The organism is Pseudomonas sp. NY15372, assembly GCF_048068215.1.
Lineage (GTDB): Bacteria > Pseudomonadota > Gammaproteobacteria > Pseudomonadales > Pseudomonadaceae > Aquipseudomonas > Aquipseudomonas guariconensis_A.
In genome coordinates this window covers 104,935-128,675 of sequence record NZ_JBLUPY010000002.1, presented here as the reverse complement: position 1 = coordinate 128,675, position 23,741 = coordinate 104,935, and the positions used below count along the sequence as shown (strand labels likewise).

Annotated in this window: 20 protein-coding genes; 4 read left to right on the top strand and 16 right to left on the bottom strand. The window is 64.1% G+C overall.

The window, feature by feature from the left end:
* Window positions 1-24 precede the first annotated feature (24 nt).
* From dtd to hutC, 9 genes are all read right to left on the bottom strand, one after another.
* On the bottom strand, window positions 25-462 hold the full coding sequence (gene dtd, locus ACNFG0_RS02190; protein ID WP_196156730.1) for a D-aminoacyl-tRNA deacylase: 438 nt from the start codon (window positions 460-462) through the stop codon (window positions 25-27).
* Window positions 459-1,430 (bottom strand): prolyl aminopeptidase, encoded by a 972-nt coding sequence (gene pip / locus ACNFG0_RS02185; protein WP_196145997.1) that lies wholly within the window; start codon window positions 1,428-1,430, stop codon window positions 459-461. The genes dtd and pip overlap by 4 nt, the downstream gene beginning before the upstream one ends.
* Window positions 1,431-1,612: 182 nt before the next feature.
* Window positions 1,613-2,416: an N-formylglutamate deformylase gene (hutG, locus tag ACNFG0_RS02180; RefSeq protein WP_416763925.1), complete on the bottom strand. Its 804-nt coding sequence runs from the start codon at window positions 2,414-2,416 to the stop codon at window positions 1,613-1,615.
* Between the two features lie 10 nt (window positions 2,417-2,426).
* A complete protein-coding gene (hutI, locus tag ACNFG0_RS02175; protein WP_196145999.1) occupies window positions 2,427-3,635 on the bottom strand; it encodes an imidazolonepropionase in 1,209 nt (402 codons plus the stop codon).
* A gap of 15 nt (window positions 3,636-3,650) precedes the next feature.
* Window positions 3,651-5,054: an amino acid permease gene (locus tag ACNFG0_RS02170; protein WP_196146000.1), complete on the bottom strand. Its 1,404-nt coding sequence runs from the start codon at window positions 5,052-5,054 to the stop codon at window positions 3,651-3,653.
* A 165-nt stretch (window positions 5,055-5,219) separates the two neighbouring features.
* Entirely contained in the window at window positions 5,220-6,752 is a 1,533-nt protein-coding gene (gene hutH / locus ACNFG0_RS02165) for a histidine ammonia-lyase (protein ID WP_196144019.1), read from the bottom strand.
* Between the two features lie 87 nt (window positions 6,753-6,839).
* Window positions 6,840-8,513 carry a urocanate hydratase gene (hutU, locus tag ACNFG0_RS02160; protein ID WP_196144020.1) on the bottom strand — a complete coding sequence of 558 codons (1,674 nt, stop codon included), beginning with the start codon at window positions 8,511-8,513 and terminating at the stop codon, window positions 6,840-6,842.
* A 268-nt stretch (window positions 8,514-8,781) separates the two neighbouring features.
* Window positions 8,782-9,354, bottom strand: a complete 573-nt coding sequence (locus ACNFG0_RS02155; protein WP_416763924.1) for a HutD family protein — start codon at window positions 9,352-9,354, stop codon at window positions 8,782-8,784.
* Window positions 9,351-10,061: a histidine utilization repressor gene (gene hutC, locus ACNFG0_RS02150; protein ID WP_172402939.1), complete on the bottom strand. Its 711-nt coding sequence runs from the start codon at window positions 10,059-10,061 to the stop codon at window positions 9,351-9,353. Before hutC ends, ACNFG0_RS02155 begins: the two co-directional genes overlap by 4 nt.
* 144 nt (window positions 10,062-10,205) lie before the next feature.
* Between hutC and ACNFG0_RS02145 the strand changes: the two genes are divergently transcribed.
* Window positions 10,206-11,570 carry a formimidoylglutamate deiminase gene (locus ACNFG0_RS02145; RefSeq protein ID WP_416763923.1) on the top strand — a complete coding sequence of 455 codons (1,365 nt, stop codon included), beginning with the start codon at window positions 10,206-10,208 and terminating at the stop codon, window positions 11,568-11,570.
* Window positions 11,571-11,675: 105 nt separating this feature from the next.
* Here ACNFG0_RS02145 and ACNFG0_RS02140 read toward each other — a convergent pair whose 3' ends face one another.
* The 5 genes from ACNFG0_RS02140 to ACNFG0_RS02120 form a co-directional block, all read right to left on the bottom strand.
* Entirely contained in the window at window positions 11,676-12,248 is a 573-nt protein-coding gene (locus ACNFG0_RS02140) for a lipocalin family protein (protein ID WP_196144023.1), read from the bottom strand.
* Entirely contained in the window at window positions 12,245-12,499 is a 255-nt protein-coding gene (bamE, locus tag ACNFG0_RS02135) for an outer membrane protein assembly factor BamE domain-containing protein (protein WP_084853950.1), read from the bottom strand. The genes ACNFG0_RS02140 and bamE overlap by 4 nt, the downstream gene beginning before the upstream one ends.
* Window positions 12,500-12,722: 223 nt before the next feature.
* A complete protein-coding gene (locus tag ACNFG0_RS02130; RefSeq protein ID WP_196144024.1) occupies window positions 12,723-13,319 on the bottom strand; it encodes a DUF924 family protein in 597 nt (198 codons plus the stop codon).
* 3 nt (window positions 13,320-13,322) lie between these two features.
* A complete protein-coding gene (locus ACNFG0_RS02125) occupies window positions 13,323-14,333 on the bottom strand; it encodes a class 1 fructose-bisphosphatase (RefSeq protein WP_025340932.1) in 1,011 nt (336 codons plus the stop codon).
* A 231-nt stretch (window positions 14,334-14,564) separates the two neighbouring features.
* Complete coding sequence (locus tag ACNFG0_RS02120; RefSeq protein ID WP_416763922.1) at window positions 14,565-17,015, bottom strand: glycogen/starch/alpha-glucan phosphorylase; 2,451 nt, start codon at window positions 17,013-17,015, stop codon at window positions 14,565-14,567.
* Window positions 17,016-17,197: 182 nt separating this feature from the next.
* Here ACNFG0_RS02120 and ACNFG0_RS02115 point away from each other — a divergent pair, with 182 nt between their 5' ends.
* On the top strand, window positions 17,198-17,602 hold the full coding sequence (locus ACNFG0_RS02115) for a YkgJ family cysteine cluster protein (RefSeq protein WP_196144027.1): 405 nt from the start codon (window positions 17,198-17,200) through the stop codon (window positions 17,600-17,602).
* 148 nt (window positions 17,603-17,750) lie between these two features.
* Here ACNFG0_RS02115 and typA read toward each other — a convergent pair whose 3' ends face one another.
* Together typA and thiI are read right to left on the bottom strand one after the other, a co-directional pair.
* Window positions 17,751-19,571 (bottom strand): translational GTPase TypA, encoded by a 1,821-nt coding sequence (gene typA, locus ACNFG0_RS02110; protein WP_196144028.1) that lies wholly within the window; start codon window positions 19,569-19,571, stop codon window positions 17,751-17,753.
* Between the two features lie 127 nt (window positions 19,572-19,698).
* Window positions 19,699-21,153 (bottom strand): tRNA uracil 4-sulfurtransferase ThiI, encoded by a 1,455-nt coding sequence (gene thiI / locus ACNFG0_RS02105; RefSeq protein ID WP_196144029.1) that lies wholly within the window; start codon window positions 21,151-21,153, stop codon window positions 19,699-19,701.
* Between the two features lie 438 nt (window positions 21,154-21,591).
* On the opposite strand from thiI, the gene glnA reads away from it, so the two are divergent.
* Together glnA and ACNFG0_RS02095 are read left to right on the top strand one after the other, a co-directional pair.
* Window positions 21,592-22,998 (top strand): glutamate--ammonia ligase, encoded by a 1,407-nt coding sequence (glnA, locus tag ACNFG0_RS02100; RefSeq protein ID WP_084853940.1) that lies wholly within the window; start codon window positions 21,592-21,594, stop codon window positions 22,996-22,998.
* 133 nt (window positions 22,999-23,131) lie between these two features.
* Window positions 23,132-23,677, top strand: a complete 546-nt coding sequence (locus ACNFG0_RS02095; protein WP_196144030.1) for a chorismate mutase — start codon at window positions 23,132-23,134, stop codon at window positions 23,675-23,677.
* Window positions 23,678-23,741 lie beyond the last annotated feature (64 nt).

The window sequence follows — 23,741 nt, the reverse complement described above, 5'->3', positions numbered from 1 at the left end:
CACGCAAACATGGGGTTTTTGGGCTCATATTTGTAACATAAATGTTACGGGGCCATCATTGACCAGATGCACCTGCATGTCGGCGCCGAAACGGCCGCTGGCGACGTCGTCATGCGCGGCGCGGGCTCGCTCGAGCAGGTAGTCGAACAGTTCGGCGCCGAGGGCCGGCGGCGCTGCAGTGGAGAAGCTCGGGCGCATGCCGTTGCGGGTGTCGGCAGCCAGGGTGAACTGGGAGACCAGCAGCAAGCCGCCGCCGATGTCCTTGAGCGAAAGGTTCATCTTGCCCTGGGGGTCGCTGAACACACGATAGTTGAGCAGCTTGTGCAAAAGCTTGTCGGCGTGCTCACGGGTGTCCCCCGGCTCCACCGCCACCAGCACCAGCAGGCCCTGGTCGATGGCGCCGACGATTTCCCCTTCTACCTCTACCCGCGCGCCCCGCACGCGTTGCAGCAGGCCCTTCATGCTTCTTCCAGGGGCAGGTCGAGCAAGCGGCGAGCCATCTGGTCGGCGGCGCGCACCAGGGCATCGGTGATACCCGGCTCGGAAGCAGCGTGGCCGGCGTCGCGGATCACCTTCAGCTCACTGTTCGGCCAGGCCTGGTGCAGCGCCCAGGCGTTTTCCAGCGGGCAGATCACGTCGTAACGACCGTGCACGATCACCGCGGGCAGATGGGCGATCTTCGGCAGGTCGCGGATCAGCTGGTCCGGCTCGAGGAAGGCGTTGTTCATGAAATAGTGGCATTCGATACGGGCGATCGACAGGGCGCGCTGTGGCTCGGAGAAGCGGTCGACCACCAGCGGGTTGGGGCGCAACGTCGCGGTACGGCCCTCCCAGGTGGACCAGGCCTTGGCGGCATGCATCTGGGCGATCTGGTCGTTGCCGGTCAGGCGCTTGTGGAAGGCCTTGACCAAGTCACCGCGCTCTTCCGGTGGAATCGGTGCGATGTAGTCCTGCCAGTAATCGGGGAACAGGCGGCTGGCACCTTCCTGGTAGAACCATTGGATCTCCTGCGGACGGCACAGGAAGATGCCTCGCAGGATCAGGCCATGGACGCGCTCGGGGTGGGCCTGGGCGTAGGCCAGGGCCAGGGTGGAACCCCAGGAGCCACCGAACAGCACCCATTTGTCGATCCCCAGGTGCTCGCGGATGCGCTCCAGGTCCTCGACCAGGTGCCAGGTGGTGTTGTTCTCCAGGCTGGCGTGGGGCGTGGAACGGCCGCAGCCGCGCTGGTCGAAGGTGATGATGCGGTACAGGGTGGGATCGAAGTAGCAGCGGCTCTGGGCATCGCAGCCAGCGCCCGGGCCGCCGTGGATGAACACCACCGGCAGACCTTCCGGCGAACCGCTTTCGTCGACATACAGCACATGCGGCGCTTCCACGGCCAGATCGTGCCGGGCGTAGGGTTTGATCTGCGGGTACAGGGTCTGCATTGCGCACTCCGTGTGAGGATTTAGTCTGCCGCCTGGCATCATAAACCTGAATTGCGCTTTGAGCATGTGTCGCGGTGAATCGGCAGGCATTTGTACAAGACCAATCGCGGGGCAAGCCCGCTCCCACAGGATTCGTGCAGCCTCTGTGGGAGCGGGCTTGTCCCGCGATTGGGCCGGCCAGGCTATCGCCCGTAATGCTCCTTGCCCCAGGCCAGAACGGTTTCCAACAACTGCTTCAACACCATCTGGGTCGGCCGGGCCAGGTCTTCGCGATAGGCGAACGGCTCGACCTCTTCCATGTAGGTGCTCTGCGCCAGCTCCAGCTGCACCGCGTGGATGTGGTTGGCCGGGTCGCCGTAATGGCGGGTGATATGCCCGCCCTTGAAGCGCCCGTTGAGCACATGGCTGTAGCCCTGGGCCTCGGCGCACACGCCTTGCAGGCGCTCGGCCAGGGCCGGGTCGCAGCTGGCGCCGTTGAAGGTGCCCAGGTTGAAGTCCGGCAGTTTGCCCTCGAACAGGTGCGGGATGTGCGAACGGATCGAGTGGGCATCCCACAGCAGCGCATAGCCGTGGCGCTCGCGCAGACGGGCCAGTTCGCGGCGGATCGTCTCGTGGTACGGGCGCCAGACCTGCTCCAGGTAGGCCTTGCGCTCTTCGGCCGAAGGCACCTGCCCCGCCTTGAACAGCGGCTCGCCTTCGAACAGCGTCGAAGGATACAGGCCAGTGGTAGCCCCGGCGTACAGCGGTTTGTCATCGTCCGGGCGGTTGAGATCGATGACGAACCGCGAATACTGCGCCGCCACTACGCTAGCGCCGAGCTCGTGGGCGAAGTCGTATAGCCGTGGGATGTGCCAGTCGGTGTCGGGCAGGCTACGCGCTTGCTCGACCAGGCCGTCACGCACCGCATCGGTCAGGCCGAGCCCGGCATGGGGCATGCTGATCAACAGGGGCACTTGGCCTTGGTGAAAACTCAATACCTTGTCCATGTCGCCTCGCTCAATGAGTGGTGATTTCATGGCCCAGGCGCACGATGCGCTTGGGCAGGTCGCCACCTAGCCAGTAGGCCAGGTCGGCAGGGCGTTCGATCTGCCAGGCGACGAAATCCGCCACCTTGCCCACTTCCAACGAGCCGTGGCTATCGCCCAGGCCCAACGCCGTAGCGGCGTGCACGGTGACGCCGGCAAGTGCCTCCTCCGGGGTCATGCGGAACAGGGTGCAGCCCATGTTCAGCATCAGGCGCAGCGACAACGCAGGCGAGGTGCCTGGGTTCAGGTCGCTGGCCAGGGCGATCTTCACCCCATGGCGGCGCAGGGCCTCCATCGGTGGCAGCTGGGTTTCGCGCAGGAAGTAGAATGCGCCCGGCAGCAGCACGGCAACGGTGCCGGCCTCGGCCATGGCGATGGCATCTTCCTCGGTCATGAATTCAAGGTGGTCGGCCGACAGCGCGTGGTAGCGCGCCGCCAGGCTCGATCCGTGCAGAGACGACAGCTGCTCGGCGTGGAGCTTGACCGGCAAGCCCAGCTCGCGCGCCTTGATGAAGACCTTCTCGACCTGGGCTGGCGAGAACGCCAGGTGTTCGCAGAAGGCATCCACCGCGTCCACCAGGCCTTCCTCGGCCAGGGCGGGCAGCATCTGCTCGCAGATATGCGCGATGTAGTCGTCCGCCCGGCCGGCGTATTCCGGCGGCAAGGCATGGGCGGCGAGGCACGTGCTGCGCACGGTCAGCGGCAGCTCCTCGCCCAGGCGCCGGGCGACCCGCAGCATCTTGCGCTCGTTGGCAAGATCCAGGCCGTAGCCGGACTTGATCTCCAGCGTGGTCATGCCATCGCGCATCAATGCCTGGACCCGCTGGCGTGCACTGGCGAACAGTTCATCTTCGCTGGCCGCGCGGGTCGCCCGCACCGTGCTGGCAATCCCGCCGCCCTGGGCGGCGATCTCGGCGTAGCTGACGCCCTGCAGGCGCTGCTCGAATTCGCCGCTGCGGTTACCACCGAACACCGCATGGGAGTGGCAATCGATCAGCCCCGGGGTGACCCAGGCGCCACCCAGGTCCACCGTACGCTCGGCGTCGACCGGCGGCAGTTCGCCGCGCGGGCCGATCCATTCGATCTGCCCGGCCTGGGTGACGATCGCCGCGTCCTCGACGATCGAGTAGCGGCCCTGGGCCATGGTCGCCACGTGGCAGTGCTGCCAGAGGGTTCTCATAAGCGGTCTCCGTTTCTAGCGGTGCAGCTCGGCCGGCGCCCGGACTGGCTGGCCCTGCCCTGCCCGCGGCTTGCACCACAGCAGGTAGGAGGCCACCAGGAACACCACCCAGACCACACCGACGATCAACGCGGCCTGGGTATCCGGGAAGTAACCAAGTACACCAAAGATGAACAACATGAAAGCGATGGCCATGGCCGGCCCGTAGGGCCAGAACGGCACAGGGAACTTCAGCTCGGCGACCTGCTCGGCGCTCAGGCGGCGACGCATGGCCACCTGGCTGACCAGGATCATCATCCACACCCACACGGTGGCGAAGGTGGCGATCGAGGCGATCAGCAGGAACACGTTCTCCGGGATCAGGTAGTTCAGCAGCACACCGACCAGCAGCGCGGCGCCCATCACCAGCACAGTCATCCATGGTACGCCGTGGCGGGACAGCTTGCCGAAGCTGCGCGGCGCATGGCCTTGCTGGGCCAGGCCATACATCATGCGACCGGCGCCGAAGATGTCGCTGTTGATGGCCGAAACCGCGGCCGAGATCACCACCACGTTCAGCACAGCGGCGGCCGAGCCGATGCCCAGGTTGCTGAAGATCTGCACGAACGGGCTGCCCTGGCTGCCGATCTGCGGCCATGGGTACAGGCACATCAGCACGAACAGGGTGAGCACGTAGAACAGCAGGATGCGCAGCGGCACGGCGTTGATCGCCTTGGGAATGACGCGTTGCGGATCCTTGGCTTCACCGGCGGTGACGCCGATGATCTCGATACCGCCGAAGGCGAACATCACCACCGCGAAGCAGGCGATCAGGCCGCCGATGCCGTTGGGCATGAAGCCACCGTTGCTGACCAGGTTGCTCACGCCCATCGTGGTTTCGGTGGTGGCATTGCCCAGGCCGAAGATCATGATGCCGAAGCCGGCCAGGATCATGGCGACGATCGCGCCGACCTTGAGCAACGACAGCCAGAACTCCATTTCACCGAAGACCTTGACGTTGCACAGGTTCAGGCCGCCGATGATGAAGACGATGCCCAGCACCCAGATCCAGCGGGCCACTTCCGGGAACCAGAAGCCCATGTAGATTCCGAATGCGGTGACGTCGGCGATGGCCACGATGACCATCTCGAAGGCGTAGGTCCAGCCGAGGATGAAGCCCGCCATGGGGCCGAGGTAGGTGCTGGCGTAATGGCCGAAGGAGCCGGCCACCGGGTTGTGCACGGCCATCTCGCCAAGGGCGCGCATGACCATGAACACCGCCGCGCCGCCGATCAGGTAGGCCAGCAGCACCGCCGGGCCGGCCATCTGGATGGCAGAGGCCGAACCGTAGAACAGCCCGGTACCGATCGCGGAACCGAGCGCCATGAAACGAATGTGCCGGGCCGATAGCCCGCGCTTGAGACCTTGGGTTTGTTGCATGTCACGTCCTTCTTAAATTGTTCTTGTGGTCGTGAGTAGAAGGGGACTGCTGCGCAGCCCATCGCCGGCAAGCCGGCTCCCACAGGCGGCGATGTCTCTGGAAACAGCGCAGGACAGGTGGGAGCCGGCTTGCCGGCGATGGGCCGCAGGGCGGCCCCAAGGGCATTACAGGCTTGGCAGGACGCCGGCCGGCAGCAGGCTGGTCAAGGTCCCTTTGGCCAGCAGCTCGGCAGCGATTTCGATGTCCGGAGCGAAGAAGCGGTCGCGGTCATAGTGCGGCACTTCGCGGCGCAGGGCCTGGCGCGCCTGCTCGAGCTTGGCGGAGGTCTTCAGGCCTTTGCGCAGGTCCAGGCCCTGGCAGGCGCCCAGCCATTCGATGGCGAGCACGCCACGGGTGTTTTCGGCCATTTCCCACAGGCGCTTGCCGGCGGCAGGGGCCATCGACACGTGGTCTTCCTGGTTGGCGGAGGTCGGCAGGCTGTCGACGCTGTGCGGGTGCGACAGGGCCTTGTTCTCGCTGGCCAGGGCGGCTGCGGTAACCTGGGCGATCATGAAGCCGGAGTTCACCCCACCGTTTTCCACCAGGAACGGCGGCAGCTGGGACATGTGCTTGTCCATCATCAGCGAGATGCGGCGCTCGCTCAGCGAGCCCATCTCGGCGATGGCCAGGGCGAGGTTGTCGGCGGCCATGGCCACAGGCTCGGCGTGGAAGTTACCACCGGAAATCACGTCGCCTTCGGCGGCGAATACCAGCGGGTTGTCCGACACGGCGTTGGCCTCGATGCCCAGCACTTCGGCAGCCTGGCGGATCTGGGTCAGGCAGGCGCCCATGACTTGTGGCTGGCAGCGCAGGGAGTATGGGTCCTGGACCTTGTCGCAGTTCTTGTGCGACAGCGAGACTTCGCTGGCGTCGCCCAGCAGGTCGCGGAAGCAAGCGGCGGTGTCGATCTGGCCACGCTGGCCACGTACTTCGTGGATACGTGCATCGAACGGCGAGCGCGAACCCAGTGCGGCTTCCACGCTCAGGCCGCCACAGGCGATGGCCGCGGCGTACAGGTCTTCGGCGGCGAACAGGCCACGCAGGGCGTAGGCGGTGGATGCCTGGGTGCCGTTGAGCAGCGCCAGGCCCTCTTTCGCGGCCAGGGTCAGCGGTTCCAGACCGGCGACTGCCAGGGCTTCGGTGGCAGGCAGCCACTGGCCCTTGTAGCGCGCCTTGCCTTCGCCCAGCAGCACCAGCGACATATGGGCCAGCGGTGCCAGGTCGCCCGAGGCGCCTACCGAACCCTTGAGCGGAATGTGTGGGTAGACTTCGGCGTTGACCAGGGCGATCAGCGCGTCGATGACCTTGCGACGGATGCCGGAGAAACCGCGGCTGAGGCTGTTGATCTTCAGCACCATGATCAGGCGCACCAGGGCGTCGTCCAGCGGTGCGCCGATACCGGCGGCGTGGGACAGCACCAGCGAGCGCTGCAGGTTTTCCAGGTCATGGCTGGCGATGCGGGTCGAGGCCAGCAGGCCGAAACCGGTGTTGATGCCATAGGCGGTGCGGTCTTCGGCGATGATCTGCTCGACGCAGGCAACGCTGGCGTCGATCGCAGCGCCAGCGCTGGCGTCCAGTTGCAGGCGTACAGGCGCTGCGTGGACAGCACGCAGTTGGGCCAGGGTCAGGGTGCCGGGCTTGAGAGTCAGGTCGGTCACTTCGCTACTCCAATTCGTATGGGGCCCGCAGGCCCCTTCTTGTTGTTCAGTATCAACGTTGTTCGGCGATAGCCAAAGGAACGTCGATCAGCCCGTGATCATCGGCAGGTCCAGGCCCTGCTCCTTGGCGCAGTCGATGGCGATCTGGTAGCCGGCATCGGCGTGGCGCATGACGCCGGTCCCTGGGTCGTTGGTCAGTACGCGGGCGATACGTGCAGCGGCTTCGTCGGTACCGTCGCAGACGATGACCATGCCCGAGTGCTGGGAGAAGCCCATGCCTACGCCACCGCCGTGGTGCAGCGAAACCCAGGTGGCGCCGCCTGCGGTGTTGAGCAGCGCGTTGAGCAGCGGCCAGTCGGAGACAGCGTCGGAGCCATCACGCATGGCTTCGGTCTCGCGGTTCGGGCTGGACACGGAACCGGAGTCCAGGTGGTCGCGGCCGATGACGATCGGCGCGGACAGCTCGCCGCTGCGGACCATTTCGTTGAACGCCAGGCCCAGCTTGGCACGCAGACCCAGGCCAACCCAGCAGATACGTGCCGGCAGGCCCTGGAAGCTGATGCGCTCGCGAGCCATGTCCAGCCAGCGGTGCAGATGGGCGTCGTCCGGGATCAGTTCCTTGACCTTGGCGTCGGTCTTGTAGATGTCCTCGGCATCGCCCGACAGCGCGGCCCAGCGGAACGGGCCGACACCGCGGCAGAACAGCGGACGGATGTAGGCCGGTACGAAGCCTGGGAAGTCGAAGGCGTTGGCCACGCCCTCTTCCTTGGCCATCTGGCGGATGTTGTTGCCGTAGTCGAAGGTCGGCACGCCCATCTTCTGGAAGTCGAGCATGGCCTGCACGTGCACGGCCATCGACTGCTTGGCGGCCTTGACCACGGCAGCAGCGTCGGTCTGGGCGCGGTCGCGGTACTCTTCCCAGGTCCAGCCAGCCGGCAGGTAGCCGTTGAGCGGGTCGTGGGCGCTGGTCTGGTCGGTGACCATGTCCGGGCGCACGCCACGCTTGACCAGCTCAGGCAGGATCTCGGCGGCGTTGCCGTGCAGGGCGATGGAGATGGCCTTGCCTTCGGCGGTGTACTTGGCGATGCGCGCCAGGGCGTCGTCCAGGTCCTTGGCCTGCTCGTCCACGTAGCGGGTCTGCAGGCGGAAGTCGATGCGGCTCTGCTGGCATTCGATGTTCAGCGAGCAGGCGCCGGCCAGGGTGGCTGCCAGCGGCTGGGCGCCGCCCATGCCACCGAGGCCCGCAGTCAGGACCCACTTACCGGTCAGGTTGCCGTTGTAGTGCTGGCGGCCTGCTTCGACAAAGGTTTCGTAGGTGCCCTGGACGATGCCCTGGCTGCCGATGTAGATCCAGCTGCCGGCGGTCATCTGGCCGTACATGGCCAGGCCCTTGGCGTCCAGTTCGTTGAAGTGTTCCCAGTTGGCCCAGTGCGGCACCAGGTTGGAGTTGGCGATCAGCACGCGCGGGGCGTTGGCGTGGGTCTTGAAGACACCGACCGGCTTGCCGGACTGCACCAGCAGGGTCTCGTCGTCTTCCAGGCGGGTCAGGGTCTCGACGATCTTGTCGTAGCACTCCCAGTTACGCGCGGCACGGCCGATACCGCCGTAGACCACCAGTTCCTTCGGGTTCTCGGCGACCTGCGGGTCGAGGTTGTTCATCAGCATGCGCAGCGGCGCTTCGGTCAGCCAGCTCTTCGCGGTCAGCTTGTTGCCACGCGGGGCGCGGATTTCTACGTCACGGTATTTGTTGTTGTCAGTCACGGGAGATGTCCTCTGCGGTCGATGTCGACGGCGGTGTGTCGATGGAGATATACAAACACACCTTTACTTGTACATACAAGCATGGACAACTAAATTTTTCCTACCGCTCCTCGGGAAACCGAAAAACAAAAGGGGCCGCTTCGCGATCCAATCGCGGGGCAAGCCCGCTCCCACAGGTTCGCGTTGCCCTTGAAGGCGGCGCAGAACCTGTGGGAGCGGGCTTGCCCCGCGATTGGGGCGCGCAGCGGCCCCTTTCACAATGCCAGGCTTAGCGCGGCATCAATTCGATCAGGCAGAATCGCCCTTGCACATCCAGCGCCAGCAGCTCTTCGTTGTCCTCCAGGCGCAGGCAGTCATACATGCCAAGCTGTTGCACCTGTTGCCCAGCCACCGTCACCTCCACCTGCCCGCTGGCCGCGAACAGCAGCACCGTCGAAGCCGAGCTGTATAACCGGTGCGTGCCATCGAGCCATTGCAACCGCGCCCGGTAGCGCTGTGGCGCGTAGATCAGGTTGAAGTCGCGGATCGGCCCGCCCAGCAGCTTGCAGCTGACCTGGCTTTCACCCATGAAGGCAAAGGCATCGAACGGCAGCAATGGCCGACTGGCCTGGCCATCGACCAGCAAGCGCATGCCGTCGCCCTGGAGCACGGTGATGATCCGCTGGTACCCGGCGAAGGTGGAAAACCCGCCGGACTCCTCGATATCGGCGATCGACAGGCGCCAACCGAACCCTTCCAGGCCCTCGCCGGCATCGCGGGTGATCTCTTCGGTGAAGCCTCCACCGTTCTTCCAGGGCATGCGCGGGTAGTCTTGGGCGCGCAACAGCTGCAATTGACTCATTTGCTGAATCGTCCTTCCAGGCGATGACGGGAACCAGGGTGGATCAGGCGTGCAGCGGTCACCGGCTGGCGCCCGGACCAGGTGCGCCGGCGTATCAGCAGGCACGGCTCGCCTCGCTCGATTTGCAGCAGACGACACTCCTCGGGCTCGGCCAGGATCGCCTCGACCACGTGCTCACCCTCGGTCAATGGGGCGACCTGTGACAGGTAGGCGTAGGGCGTCTGCCGGGTGAAGTCCTGCTTGAGGTAGTCCGGGGCGATCTGCGCGTTGACGTAGCGGTCCTCGATCTGCACCGGCACACCGTTTTCGTAGTGCACGATCAGCGAATGGAACACCCGCTGCCCTTCGCGCATGTCCAGAGCCAGGGCACGCTCGGAGCCGGCCGCCTCTTCGGCGAGGCGGATCACCTGGCAGCTATGCTGGTGGCCACGGCCGGCGATTTCGTCGGCGATGTTGTTGACCTCGAACAGCGCCGAGCGGGTCTTGGGCTCGGCCACGAAGGTGCCAACACCCTGCATGCGCACCAACAGCCCTTCGGCGGTGAGTTCGCGCAGGGCCCGGTTGATGGTCATGCGGCTGAAGCCCAGCTGGCTGACCAGCTCGCTTTCCGAGGGGACTCGGTGGTGTGGCGGCCAGCTGCCGTTTTCGATCTGCTGGACGATCATCTGTTTGACCCGGGCATACAGCGGCGCCGGACCTTCGCCCATCTGGGCAACCAGCGCGGAGACAGGAGGTGTCGGCACGGCGTTGAATCCTTTGCAATTGGCTGAACGGTAGCTTGCCGCAGTTTACCCGGCGCGCAAACGCCTGTATATGTATATACAAGTTAAACAATAACAGGATTTTACCCGATGCCTGCCTTTTTCGCCGAACGCGCCCTGCTGCCCACTGGCTGGGCCAGCAATGTCCGCCTGGAGGTAGCCGAGGATGGCCGACTGACCCACGTCGAGGCCAACGCCTCGGCCGAAGGTGCCGAACGCCTGGCCGGCCCGCTGCTGCCGGGCATGCCCAACCTGCATTCCCATGCTTTCCAGCGTGCGATGGCAGGCCTTGCGGAAGTGGCTGGCAACCCCAACGACAGCTTCTGGACCTGGCGCGACCTGATGTACCGTCTGGTTGGCCGGATCACGCCACAGCAATTGCAGGTCATCGCCCGCCAGCTGTACATCGAGATGCTCAAGGCCGGCTACACCTCGGTGGCCGAGTTCCATTACGTGCATCACGACCACAACGGCCATGCCTATGCCGACGCCGCCGAGCTGTCGCTGCGCATCAGCGCTGCCGCCGCCGACACCGGCATCGGCCTGACCCTACTGCCGGTGCTCTATAGCCATGCCGGGTTCGGCGGCCAGCCGCCGAGCGAAGGCCAGCGCCGCTTCATCAACTCCAGCGAGCAGTACCTGCGCCTGCAACAGCGGCTCGCCCCGCAGCTGGCGGCGCAGCCCGCCCAGCGTTTGGGCCTGTGCTTCCACTCCCTGCGCGCAGTCACCCCTGGGCAGATCGCCGAAGTGCTGGCCGCCAGCGACCAGCACTGCCCGGTGCACATCCACATCGCCGAGCAGCAGAAGGAGGTTGACGACTGCCTGGCCTGGAGCGGCCGTCGCCCGCTGCAATGGCTGCATGAAAACGTCGAGGTGGACGAGCGCTGGTGCCTGGTGCATGCCACCCACGCCGAGCCTGACGAAGTCACCGCCATGGCCCGCAGCGGCGCCGTGGCCGGCCTGTGCCTGACCACCGAGGCCAACCTGGGCGACGGCATCTTCCCGGCCGTGGACTTCCTGGCCCAGGGCGGGCGCATGGGGATCGGTTCGGACAGCCACGTGTCACTGAGCGTGGTGGAGGAACTGCGCTGGCTGGAATACGGCCAACGCCTACGCGACCAGCGACGCAACCGGCTGTACCGTGGCGACCAGCCAATGGTCGGGCGCACCCTGTACGACGCCGCCCTGGTCGGCGGCGCCCAGGCGATGGGCCAGCCCATCGGTGAGCTGGCCGTGGGCAAGCGCGCCGACTGGCTGGTGCTCGATGGACAGGACCCTTACCTGGCGACCGCGAACGGGGATGCCATTCTCAACCGCTGGCTGTTCGCTGGCGGGGATCGCCAGGTGCGCGATGTGATGGTCAACGGGCAATGGGTGGTGCGCCAGGGGCACCATGCCCAGGAAGAGGCGAGCGCGCGGGCGTTCGTCGAGGTGCTGCGACACCTGTTGGACTGATCGGTCGCACCGCCTATCGCAATCGCGGGACAAGCCCGCACACAGCGATCACCGTCACCTCTGTGGGAGCGGGCTTGTCCCGCGATTGCGATGTATCCGCCGAACTCAGTGCGAAGCGACGATCTGCTTGTCCGACGCCCGCCAGATCAGGCGGGTGGTGTCATACCCCTGCTGGCGGGCCTTGGCCAGCAGGCTCTCGCGTTCCACCGCCGGCAGGCTCTGGGTCCGCGACAGGATCCACAGGTACTTGCGGTCCGGGCTGCCGACGATCGCCGTGCGGTAGCGTTCGTCCACGTACAGTACCCAGTACTCACCCTTGGCCACGCCCGGCACCAGGTGCGTGAACCAGTTGTTGAACTCCACCCACAGCCGGTCGTTGTGCCCTGGGTCCTGCGGCCAGGCGGAACCCTCGGCGCGCAGCCACTCGCCGTCGATCATGCGGCAGCGGTTCAGCACACCCATCGAGCCATCGGGCCTGAGGTTGTAATGGGCCTCGGACTGGGCGCAGTCGCGCTGATAGGGCATCGGCAACCGCGCCAGCTCGAACCATTTGCCCTCGTAGCGCTCCAGGTCGATGCCGCCTGCGGTCTTCGGTGCCAACGGGTCGCTCGGGGACGTGGCGCAACCGCCCAGCAGCAACGCTGCACAAACCGCCAGCAGCAGGTGGATACGCTTCATTTGAGACCCTGCCCGGAATACATCAAGACCTTGTCGGCAGCGTACTGAACGCTGATGAAGCTCTTCTCGTCGCCCCACGTGCAGCTGCTCATGCCCAGCGCCCCCGAACATTCGGCAGGGGTACCGAGCAGCTGCTCGACCTCGGCCTTGCTCATGCCGGCTTTGAGCTTGGAATAGTTTTCCTGGTTGATCTTGCTGCAGGCAGTCAGGACGACGCACAAGGACAACAGGGCGAGGGAACGCAACGACATGAAGGGACACTCCTGGAGATGAAGGCACAGGCATGGTGGCCTGCAGACAGCTTAGAAGGCAAAAAGCCGCCTCGGTTCCCTGCTTCCCCAGGTTTGTACGTACACCGTTGGTCGGCTGGCGTGAACCTTGCGAACCTGTTCACATCGCCCAAACGATTGCGGGGCAAGCCCGTCCCCATGCATCGCGCATGAGAGCGGCCTTGCCCCGCAAGGGCCTGCTGGCCTAGAAACGCGAACCTGGCTCGAGCAGGAAGTCCATCTCTTCATCGGTGCTCGGCCGGCCCAGCACCAGATTGCGGTGCGGGAAGCGGCCGAAGCGGGCGATCACCCGTTGGTGCTGTTCGGCGTAGTCGAGGAAGCCCTCGAACAGCCGGCGATTGGCCTCGGGCTGTTCCTCCAGCAGGACCTGGTAGCGCTCCACGCACAGGTTCTGCCAGTCGAGCACCTCGGCATGCTCCAGCACCAACAGCACGAACACCCGCTGGATCGGCAACAACTGGTAGTCCCAGCCCTTCTGCAGACCTTGCATGGCCACCACCTGGGCGCGCCGGTCGCCGTCGAAGGCACGCGGCGTGTCGCGATGGATCATGCGCGGCAGCTGGTCCAGCAGGATCAGCAGGCCGAGCCAGCCTTGCGGGCTTTGCTGCCACTCGTCGAGACCACCGGCCAGGGCGTGCTCGACCAGCTCGCCAAACAGCGCCTGGGCCTCGGCATCGTGATGCTTGCCGAACCACAGCGTGCTCTTCTCGTCAGCCACGGCCTGGGGACTGGTGCCCCAACCGAACCACCACTCCAGCAACGGCTGCCAAGGTGCGAGCATGACTTACTCCTTGTGATAGGCGGTGACGCGCTCGACCTCTTCCTTCGAGCCCAGGATCACCGACACGCGCTGGTGCAGGCTCTCGGGCTGGATGTCGAGGATGCGATCGTAACCGTTGGTGGACGCGCCGCCGGCCTGCTCGATGATGAACGACATCGGGTTGGCTTCGTACATCAGGCGCAGCTTGCCCGGCTTGCTCGGCTCACGGGCATCGCGTGGGTACATGAACAGGCCGCCACGGGTCAGGATGCGGTGCACGTCGGCCACCATCGAGGCGATCCAGCGCATGTTGTAGTTCTTCTTCAGCGGGCCGGTCTCGCCAGCCAGCAGTTCGCCCACGTAGCGCTGCACTGGGGCTTCCCAGTGACGCTGGTTGGACATGTTGATGGCGAACTCGGCGGTGCTTTCCGGTACGCGGATGTTCTCGTGGGTCAGGACGAAGCTGCCCAGCTCGCGGTCCAGGGTGAAGCCCTTGACGCCGTTGCCCAGGGTCAGGATCAGCATGGTCTGCGGGCCATAGATGGCGTAGCCGGCGGCGACCTGCTGGGTGCCTGGCTGGAGGAACGCATTTTCGTTCAGGGTTTCGTTCTGGCTCAGGTATTCATTGGGGCAACGCAATACCGAGAAGATAGTACCGACCGAGACGTTGACGTCGATGTTCGACGAACCGTCCAGCGGGTCGAAGACCAGCAGGTAGGCACCCTTGGGGTACTTGCCCGGGATCTGGTAGGCGTTGTCCATTTCCTCGGACGCCATGCCGGCCAGGTGACCGCCCCACTCGTTGGCCTCCAGCAGGATGTCGTTGGAGATCACGTCGAGCTTCTTCTGCACCTCGCCCTGTACGTTTTCGGTGCCCATGCTGCCCAGTACGCCGCCCAGGGCCCCTTTGGACACGTGGTGGCTGATTTCCTTGCACGCACGCGCCACCACTTCGATCAGGAAGCGCAGATCGGCAGGGGTATTGTTGCTGCGGGTCTGCTCAATCAGATAGCGACTCAGGGTAACGCGGGACATGTATGGCTCCGAAATGGAAAGGGGGGAGAAAAACCCCCGCAGTTTACAGGGAGAGTTGCGGGCTAGCGAGCGATGAGACTCGACTGGTCGTTCAGACGGCACAATAGGTCGGTAGTTCAGCCCCCGCCAGGCCGGCGGTCGGAGCGCACGGCTGGCACCGCGACCTGTAGGAGCGGCCTTTTCGCGGCACAAGGCCGCTCCTACAGGAACCCTACAGGGTCGCGCGCGACCTCAATCCAGCGCCTTCCAGATCTCGCTGGCATATTCGCGAATGGTACGGTCCGACGAGAACCACCCCATCCGCGCCGTGTTGAGCACCGCCATGCGCCACCAGCTCTGGGGCTGGTGCCACAGCGCCTCGACCCGTCGCTGGGCCTCCCAGTAGGCATCGAAGTCGGCGCACACCAAGAAGCGGTCATGGGCCACCAGTGCATCCACAAGGCCTGTGTAGCGCGCCGGGTCGTCGGGCGAGAAGACGCCGCTGCGGATCGCCTCGAGCACATCGCCCAGGCGGCTCGACGCCGCGATCGCAGCGCCGGCACCAAAGTCCCCGGCACGCTTGCGGGCTTCCACCTGCTGGGCGGTGAGGCCGAAGATGAACATGTTCTCGGTACCGACCTGCTCACTCATTTCGACGTTGGCGCCATCGAGGGTGCCGATGGTCAGCGCGCCATTGAGGCCGAACTTCATGTTGCTGGTGCCGGAGGCCTCGTACCCGGCGGTGGAGATCTGCTCGGACAGATCCGCCGCCGGGATGATGCTCTCGGCCAGGCTGACGTTGTAGTTGGGCAGGAACACCACCTTGAGCAGGCCGCGCACGGTCGGGTCGTTGTTGACCACCCGGGCGATGTCGTTGGCCAGCTTGATGATCAGCTTGGCCTGGTGGTAGCTGGCCGCAGCCTTGCCGGCGAAGATCTTGACCCGCGGCACCCAGTCGATATCCGGCTCGGCGCGCATGGCCTGGTACAGGGCCACGGTGTGCAGCAGGTTGAGCAACTGACGCTTGTACTCGTGGATCCGCTTGACCTGCACATCGAACAGCGCCTCGGGGTTGACCGTCACCCCGACCCGGTCCTGGATGATGCTGGCCAGGGCCCGCTTGCTGTGCAGGCGTTGGGAGGCGAACTGCTTGCGGAAGGTGGTCTTGTCGGCGAACGGCACCAGCGCCTTCAATTGCCCTTCAGGGTCGTCCAGGACCTGCTCGCCCAGCGCCTCCACCAACATGGCGGTGAGCTGCGGGTTGGCCTGGTACAGCCAACGGCGGAAGGTGATGCCGTTGGTCTTGTTGTTGATCCGTTTCGGGTACAGCTTGTGCAGCTCGGCGAACACCGTGCTGCGCATCAGCTTGCTGTGCAAGGCCGACACGCCGTTGACACTGTGCGAACCGAGGAATGCCAGGTTGCCCATGCGCACCCGGCGGCCGTTGTCCTCTTCGATCAGCGATACCGCGCGCAGCACATCGAAGTCGTGCAGGCCTTTGGCTCGCAGGGCATCGATATGCTGGGCGTTGATCAGGTAGATGATCTGCATGTGGCGCGGCAGCATGCGCTCCATCAGTGCCACCGGCCAGGTTTCCAGGGCTTCGGGCAGCAGGGTGTGGTTGGTATAGGCCAGGGTCCCTACGGTCAGCTCCCAGGCGGTATCCCAGGGTATCTCGTGCTGGTCGACCAACAGCCGCATCAGCTCGGCCACGGCGATCGACGGGTGGGTGTCGTTGAGCTGGATGGCCGCTGCATCCGGCAGGTTGAGCAGGTTGTCGTGCATGTTCAGGTGCCGGCGCAGCAAGTCCTGCAACGACGCCGAGACGAAGAAGTACTCCTGGCGCAGGCGCAGCTCCTGGCCGGCCTCGGTGCTGTCTGCCGGGTACAGTACCCGTGAGATGCTCTCGGCCCGCGCCACTTCGGCTACCGCGCCCAGGTGATCGCCAGCGTTGAAACGCTCCAGGTGCAACTCTTCCATGGCCCGGGCGCGCCACAGGCGCAAGGTGTTCACGCTCGCCCCGCGCCAGCCGACCACTGGCGTGTCGTAGGCCACCGCCCGTACCGTCTCGCCCGGCCACCAGACCTGGCGCGCGTGGCCGTGGGTGTCGTACACCGTCTCGACGCTGCCGCCAAAGCTGATCGGGTAGATCACCTCCGCGCGCTCGAACTCCCACGGGTTGCCGAAGTCCAGCCAGTTCTCGGTCTGCTCCTGTTGCCAGCCATCGACCATGGCCTGGCGGAACAGGCCGTGTTCGTAGCGGATGCCATAGCCATGGGCGGCGATGCCCAGGGTCGACATGCTCTCCATGAAGCACGCCGCCAGGCGACCGAGGCCGCCGTTGCCCAGTGCGGCGTCCGGCTCCAGCAGGCGGATACGCTCCAGGTCCACGTCCAGCCCTACCAGCGCTTCGCGGGCGATCTCCAGCAGGCCCAGGTTGCTGAGGCTGTCGTACAGCAGGCGGCCGATGAGAAATTCCAGGGAGAGGTAGTAGACCCGCTTCTGGCTGCGCCGATAGGCCTGGCGGGTGTGGTCCATCCAATGGTCGACCATGTGATCGCGGGCAGCCAGGGCGATGGCTTCGAACCAGTCATGGTCGAAGGCATGCTCCGGGTCCTTGCCGACCGCGTAGGTCAGCTTGGCCAGCACAGCGGCGCGAAATTCGGCCACCTCTGCGTCACGAGCTTTGGGTTCCTGGGACATGCGGCATCCTCGAGCAAGTTGACGAAAGCACAGGTTGTTCAGCCTAGACGCTTCGACACAGAGCGTCAGCGAGGGTTCGCGGTTTTCATGCCCCACTCGGCGATTCGGGCAAAAGGTTGTTCACAAATTGAACAACTCCGGTATCATCGCGCGCCCCGCAAACCGTGATATGCCCCAAGAAAATGAAACCGACCCTGATCGCCGCCGCCGAAGTCGACCGCCTGGAAACCTGGCAACGCTATGCCAGCCACATGTGCGGGGGCTGCCACTCGACCTGTTGTACCCTGCCGGTGGAAGTGAAGATCAAGGACCTGATCCGCATCGGCGTGGTGGACGAGTTCGAGAAGGACGAGCCGCCGAAGAACATCGCCAAGCGCCTGCAGAAAGAAGGCATCATCGAGCGCTTCAACCAGAAATCGGGGATCTTCACCCTGACCCGCATGAGCAACGACGACTGCCTGTACCTGGATCGCAAGAGCCGCTTGTGCACTATCTACGACAAGCGGCCCGACACCTGCCGCAACCACCCCAAGGTCGGGCCGCGGCCGGGGTATTGCGCGTACAAGCCCAAGGTGGTCGGACGCTGAGCCTGTTTCAATTGAGAATTTGGGGCCGCTTCGCGCCCCTTGCGCCGCGAAAGGGCCGCAAAGCGGCCCTCAACTTTCTTGAAGGCAAACAAAAACGCCCCCGGTCTTTCGACTCGGGGGCGTTTTCGTTTCAGCTCAGGCTAGACGATCAAGCCTTGGCTTTCTTGGCAGCGCGGGTACGCTCGCCTTCGTCGAGGATCTTCTTGCGCAGACGGATCGACTTCGGCGTGACTTCGCACAGCTCGTCGTCCTGGATGAATTCCAGGGCCTGCTCGAGGGTGTGGCGAACCGGCGGAACCAGGGCGATGACTTCGTCCTTGCCCGAAGCACGCATGTTGTCGAGCTTCTTGCCCTTGGTCGGGTTCACGCCCAGGTCGTTGTCACGGCTGTTCAGGCCGATGATCTGACCGTTGTAGATGTCCTGGCCGTGCTCGATGAACAGCTTGCCGCGAGCCTGCAGGGTTTCCAGCGAGTAGGTCAGGGCCTTGCCGGTCTCGATCGAGACCAGAACACCGTTCAGACGGCCCGACATGGTGCCTGGCTTCATGGTGTCGTAGCGATCGAAGATCGAGGTCAGGATGCCTGCACCGTTGGTCAGGGTCAGGAACTGGTTGCGGAAGCCGATCAGGCCACGGGCCGGAACGTTGTACTCCAGGCGCACACGGCCCTTGCCATCCGGCGCCATGTTGGTCAGGTCGCCCTTACGCAGGCCCATTTCTTCCATGACCTTGCCCTGGGACTCTTCAGGGATATCGATGGTGACGTTCTCGAACGGCTCCTGCTTGACGCCATTGACTTCGCGGATGATCACCTCAGGACGGCCCACGGCCATCTCGAAGCCTTCGCGGCGCATGGTTTCGATCAGGACCGACAGGTGCAGCTCACCACGGCCAGAGACCTTGAACTTGTCGGCCGAGTCGCCTTCTTCGACGCGCAGGGCAACGTTGTACAGCAGCTCTTTGTCCAGACGCTCTTTGATGTTGCGGCTGGTGACGAACTTGCCTTCCTTGCCGCAGAACGGCGAGTCGTTGACCTGGAAGGTCATCGAAACGGTCGGCTCGTCGACGGTCAGCGGCTTCATCGCTTCGACGTGGTTCATGTCGCACAGGGTGTCGGAGATGAACAGCTCGTCGAAACCGCTGATGCAGACGATGTCGCCCGCGGTGGCTTCTTCGACGTCGACGCGGTGCAGGCCGTGGTGGCCCATCAGCTTGAGGATACGGCCGTTGCGCTTCTTGCCTTCGGTGTCGATGGCGACGACCGGGGTGTTCGGCTTGACGCGGCCACGGGCGATACGGCCAACGCCGATTACGCCCAGGAAGCTGTTGTAGTCCAGTGCGGAGATCTGCATCTGGAACGGGCCGTCGACGTCGACGGTCGGTGCCGGCACGTGGTCGACGATGGCCTGGTACAGCGGGGTCATGTCTTCGGCCATGTCGGTGTGGTCGAGACCGGCGATGCCGTTCAGGGCCGAGGCGTAGACAACCTGGAAGTCCAGCTGGTCGTCGGTGGCGCCGAGGTTGTCGAACAGGTCGAAGATCTGGTCCAGAACCCAGTCAGGACGCGCGCCCGGACGGTCGACCTTGTTGATCACGACGATCGGCTTGAGGCCGGCTTCGAAGGCCTTCTTGGTCACGAAGCGGGTTTGCGGCATCGGGCCGTCCTGGGCGTCGACCAGCAGCAGCACGGAGTCGACCATCGACATCACGCGCTCTACTTCACCGCCGAAGTCGGCGTGGCCGGGGGTGTCGACGATGTTGATGCGGTAGTCGTTCCAGCGGATGGCGGTGTTCTTCGCCAGGATGGTAATGCCGCGCTCTTTTTCCTGGTCGTTGGAGTCCATCACGCGCTCGTCGTTGAGCTCGTTACGCTCCAGGGTGCCGGACTGGCGCAGGAGTTTGTCGACCAGGGTGGTTTTACCATGGTCAACGTGGGCGATGATGGCGATGTTACGCAGATTTTCGATCACAACTGTATCTCGATCAGAGGATTCGGTTGCCGCCAGTGTAGGCGGCGAATATGTACGGTTTGCGGCTCAGCGGGCCCGGTGGTCGGGAGGGCGATGGCGGATGCTGCCGCCATACAGCCCTGGGGTCTTATGTCGGACGATAAACACGCACATTGGCATGTCCCTCACTGAGCAGGTGGTGTGCGTGCAGGCGGCTCATCACACCTTTGTCGCAATACAGCAGGTACTGGCGGTTGGCATCCAGGTGCTTGAACTTGCTGTTGATCGCATAGAACGGCATGGCCTGGACTTCGACGCCCTCGATCACCAGAGGTTCGTCTTCCTGAGCATCGGGGTGACGGATGTCGAGGACGATCTGGCCCGGCAGGGCCTCGGCCACTTCCTCGATCTCGATGTCCTTGCCCAGCTCGTCGATCACGTGGTCGATGGAGATGAACTTGGCACGCTCCATGGCGCGCTCGAGCACTGCCATGTCGAACTGCTTCTCTTCGTGCTCCATGCGGTGGCGCTTGGCATGGGTGGTCGGGTTCACCGAGATCACGCCGCAATATTCCGGCATGTGCTTGGCGAACTCGGCAGTGCCGATCTGGTAGGCGGTGTCGATGATGTCCTGCTTGTGGCTGGCCAGAAGCGGGCGCAGCACCAGCTTGTCGGTGGCCGAGTCGATGATCGACAGGTTCGGCAGGGTCTGGCTGGACACCTGGGAAATCGCCTCGCCGGTGACCAGGGCGTCGATCTCCAGGCGCTCGGCCATGCGCGCAGCGGCGCGCAGCATCATGCGCTTGAGGGTCACGCCCATGTAGCTGTTGTCGACCTTGCCCAGGATCTCGCCGACCACTTCTTCGAAAGGCACGCTGATGAACAGCACGCGCTGGCTGCTGCCGAACTTCTTCCACAGGTAGTGGGCCACTTCCATCACGCCGAGCTCGTGGGCACGGCCGCCGAGGTTGAAGAAGCAGAAATGGGTCATCAGGCCGCGGCGCATCATCTGGTAGGCGGCGACGGTGGAGTCGAAGCCGCCGGACATCAGCACCAGGGTCTGCTCCAGCGCGCCCAGCGGGTAACCGCCGATGCCCTGGTGCTGGTTGTGGATCACGTACAGGCGTTGGTCGCGGATCTCGATGCGCACCAAAACTTCAGGGTTCTTGAGGTCGATGCCGGTGGCACCGCACTGCTGGCGCAGCTGGCTGCCGACGTAGCGGTCGACGTCCATCGAGGTGAAGTCGTGGTGGCCGCCACGCTTGCAGCGCACGGCGAAGCGCTTGCCGGCCAGCAGGTGGCCAAAATGGTGCTTACACTTCTCGACGATGTCGTCGAAGTCGCCCAGCGGGTATTCCTCGACCTGCAGGAAGTGGGTGATCCCCGGGGTGCAGGTCAGGCGCTCGATCATTTCGCGCTGGATCTTCTCGTCCTCGACGCGGGTGACCACTTCGAGATTGTCCCAGACACCATCGACCACGAGCTCCGGATCCAAGTCCTTGAGCACGACGCGGATGTTCTTGCCGAGCTGGCGGATGAAACGCTTGCGCACCGGCCGGCTCTTGATGGTGATCTCAGGGAAGACTTTGACGATAAGTTTCATTGGTTTAACAGCGCGCGCAGGGCCTGCCGAAAATGAGGGGCGCGAATTATAGCGGAAATAGCTCAAGGTTTGAGCAACTTTTGATCAGGGCATTGATTTTATGTTGCCTGCGCGGGCCCCATCGCGGGGCAAGCCCGCTCCCACAAGGAATTGCGCACAACGGCCTTTGTGGGAGCGGGCTTGCCCCGCGATGGGACGAGCGCGCACCACAATGGTGCGCCACCTCGAAATAACGCATCTTATGAGTGCATTTCCCAAGGCACCCCTAGAACAAAATGCCCGCCAACGCCCCCTTTTATCTCACCCTCGCCATTTTCGGGCACTGGCATGCAAATTGCTCTCTTGTGAGGCAGGTAAGCTTGGCCGACTATCCGCGCCCGGCGACACCCTTTTTCCAGGGCAGCGGCCCACCGCGCCCTAGACCATCCGGAGGACAACATGTCGAAGTCGGTTCAACTCATCAAAGATCATGACGTCAAGTGGATTGATCTGCGTTTCACGGACACCAAAGGCAAACAGCACCACGTCACCATGCCCGCTCGCGATGCGCTGGAAGACGACTTCTTCGAAGCCGGCAAAATGTTCGACGGCTCGTCCATCGAAGGCTGGAAAGGCATCGAAGCCTCCGACATGATCCTGATGCCGGACGACGCGTCCGCCGTCCTGGACCCGTTCACCGAAGAGCCGACCCTGATCCTGGTCTGCGACGTAGTCGAACCGTCCACCATGCAAGGCTACGACCGCGACCCACGCGCCATCGCCAAGCGCGCCGAGGAATACCTCAAGACCACCGGCATCGGCGACACCGTGTTCGTCGGCCCGGAGCCTGAGTTCTTCATCTTCGACCAGGTCAAGTTCAAGTCCGACATCTCCGGCTCCATGTTCAAGATCTACTCCGAACAAGGTTCCTGGATGACCGACCAGGACGTCGAAGGCGGCAACAAGGGCCACCGCCCAGCCGTCAAGGGCGGCTATTTCCCGGTTCCGCCGTGCGACCACGACCACGAAATCCGTACTGCCATGTGCAACGCCATGGAAGAAATGGGCCTGGTCATCGAAGTTCACCACCACGAAGTGGCCACTGCCGGCCAGAACGAAATCGGTGTGAAATTCAACACCCTGGTCACCAAAGCTGACGAAGTCCAGACCCTGAAGTACTGCGTGCACAACGTGGCTGACGCCTACGGCAAGACCGCTACCTTCATGCCTAAGCCGCTGTACGGCGACAACGGCTCGGGCATGCACGTTCACATGTCGATCTCCAAGGACGGCAAGAACACCTTCTCCGGCGAAGGCTATGCCGGCCTGTCCGACACCGCCCTGTACTTCATCGGCGGCATCATCAAGCACGGCAAGGCACTGAACGGCTTCACCAACCCGGCCACCAACTCCTACAAGCGTCTGGTGCCAGGCTTCGAAGCCCCGGTCATGCTGGCCTACTCGGCCCGTAACCGTTCGGCCTCGATCCGTATCCCGTACGTTTCCAGCCCGAAAGCCCGCCGTATCGAAGCGCGCTTCCCGGACCCGGCGGCCAACCCGTACCTGTGCTTCGCCGCCCTGCTGATGGCCGGCCTGGATGGCATCCAGAACAAGATCCACCCAGGCGATGCCGCCGACAAGAACCTGTACGACCTGCCGCCTGAAGAGGCCAAGGAAATCCCGCAGGTTTGCGGCAGCCTGAAGGAAGCCCTGGAAGAGCTGGACAAGGGCCGCGCCTTCCTGACCAAGGGCGGCGTGTTCTCCGACGACTTCATCGATGCCTACATCGAGCTGAAGTCCGAAGAAGAAATCAAGGTCCGTACCTTCGTTCACCCGCTGGAATACGACCTGTACTACAGCGTGTAATGTAAGCTGCACCCTCGGAACGGCCTCCCTTGGAGGCCGTTTCTGCTTTTACACTCAAGCATTTCGGAATGGCCCTACCCGCCACACCTGAGCGACTGGCCACACTCGGTTCTCCCGACTTCAGGAGAGCAACATGCGCCTCATCCCCCTCCTCGCCCTGACCGGCGCGATCAGCTTGACAGGTTGCGCGGCAACCCTCGATGCCTCCTCCTCCCTGACTCGCCTGATCGACGCCATCGATCATCGACTCGACATCGCCGAGGCCGTAGCCCTGCACAAATGGGACACGCGTCAACCGGTACACGCACCGCAGCGCGAGCAGGACGTGCTGGCCAACGTGCGCCAGGCTGCGCTGACCTATGACCTGAACGCCGAACGCGCCGAAACCTTCTTCGCCGACCAGATCGAAGCCAACAAGCTGCTGCAATACCACTACCTCAACACATGGCACCAACAACGCCAGGCGCCCGATACCCAGCGCCGCGACCTTGCCAGCGAAATTCGCCCGCAACTGGATAACCTGCAGGACCAGTTGCTCCAGGACCTGGCGCGCTTCGACCAGCAACGCATGCCCCTGTGTGCCGAGCAATTGGCCGATGCCCTGGCCCAACGTTCGAAAGATACCCCTCGCCATTTGGCCCTGGTCCGTGCCACTGCGCAGCTGTGCGAGCGCAGCTGAACACCCTATGCTCTATATTGGTGCATCGCGGCGTCCTATGCCCAGCGATGCATCCCAATAGAGG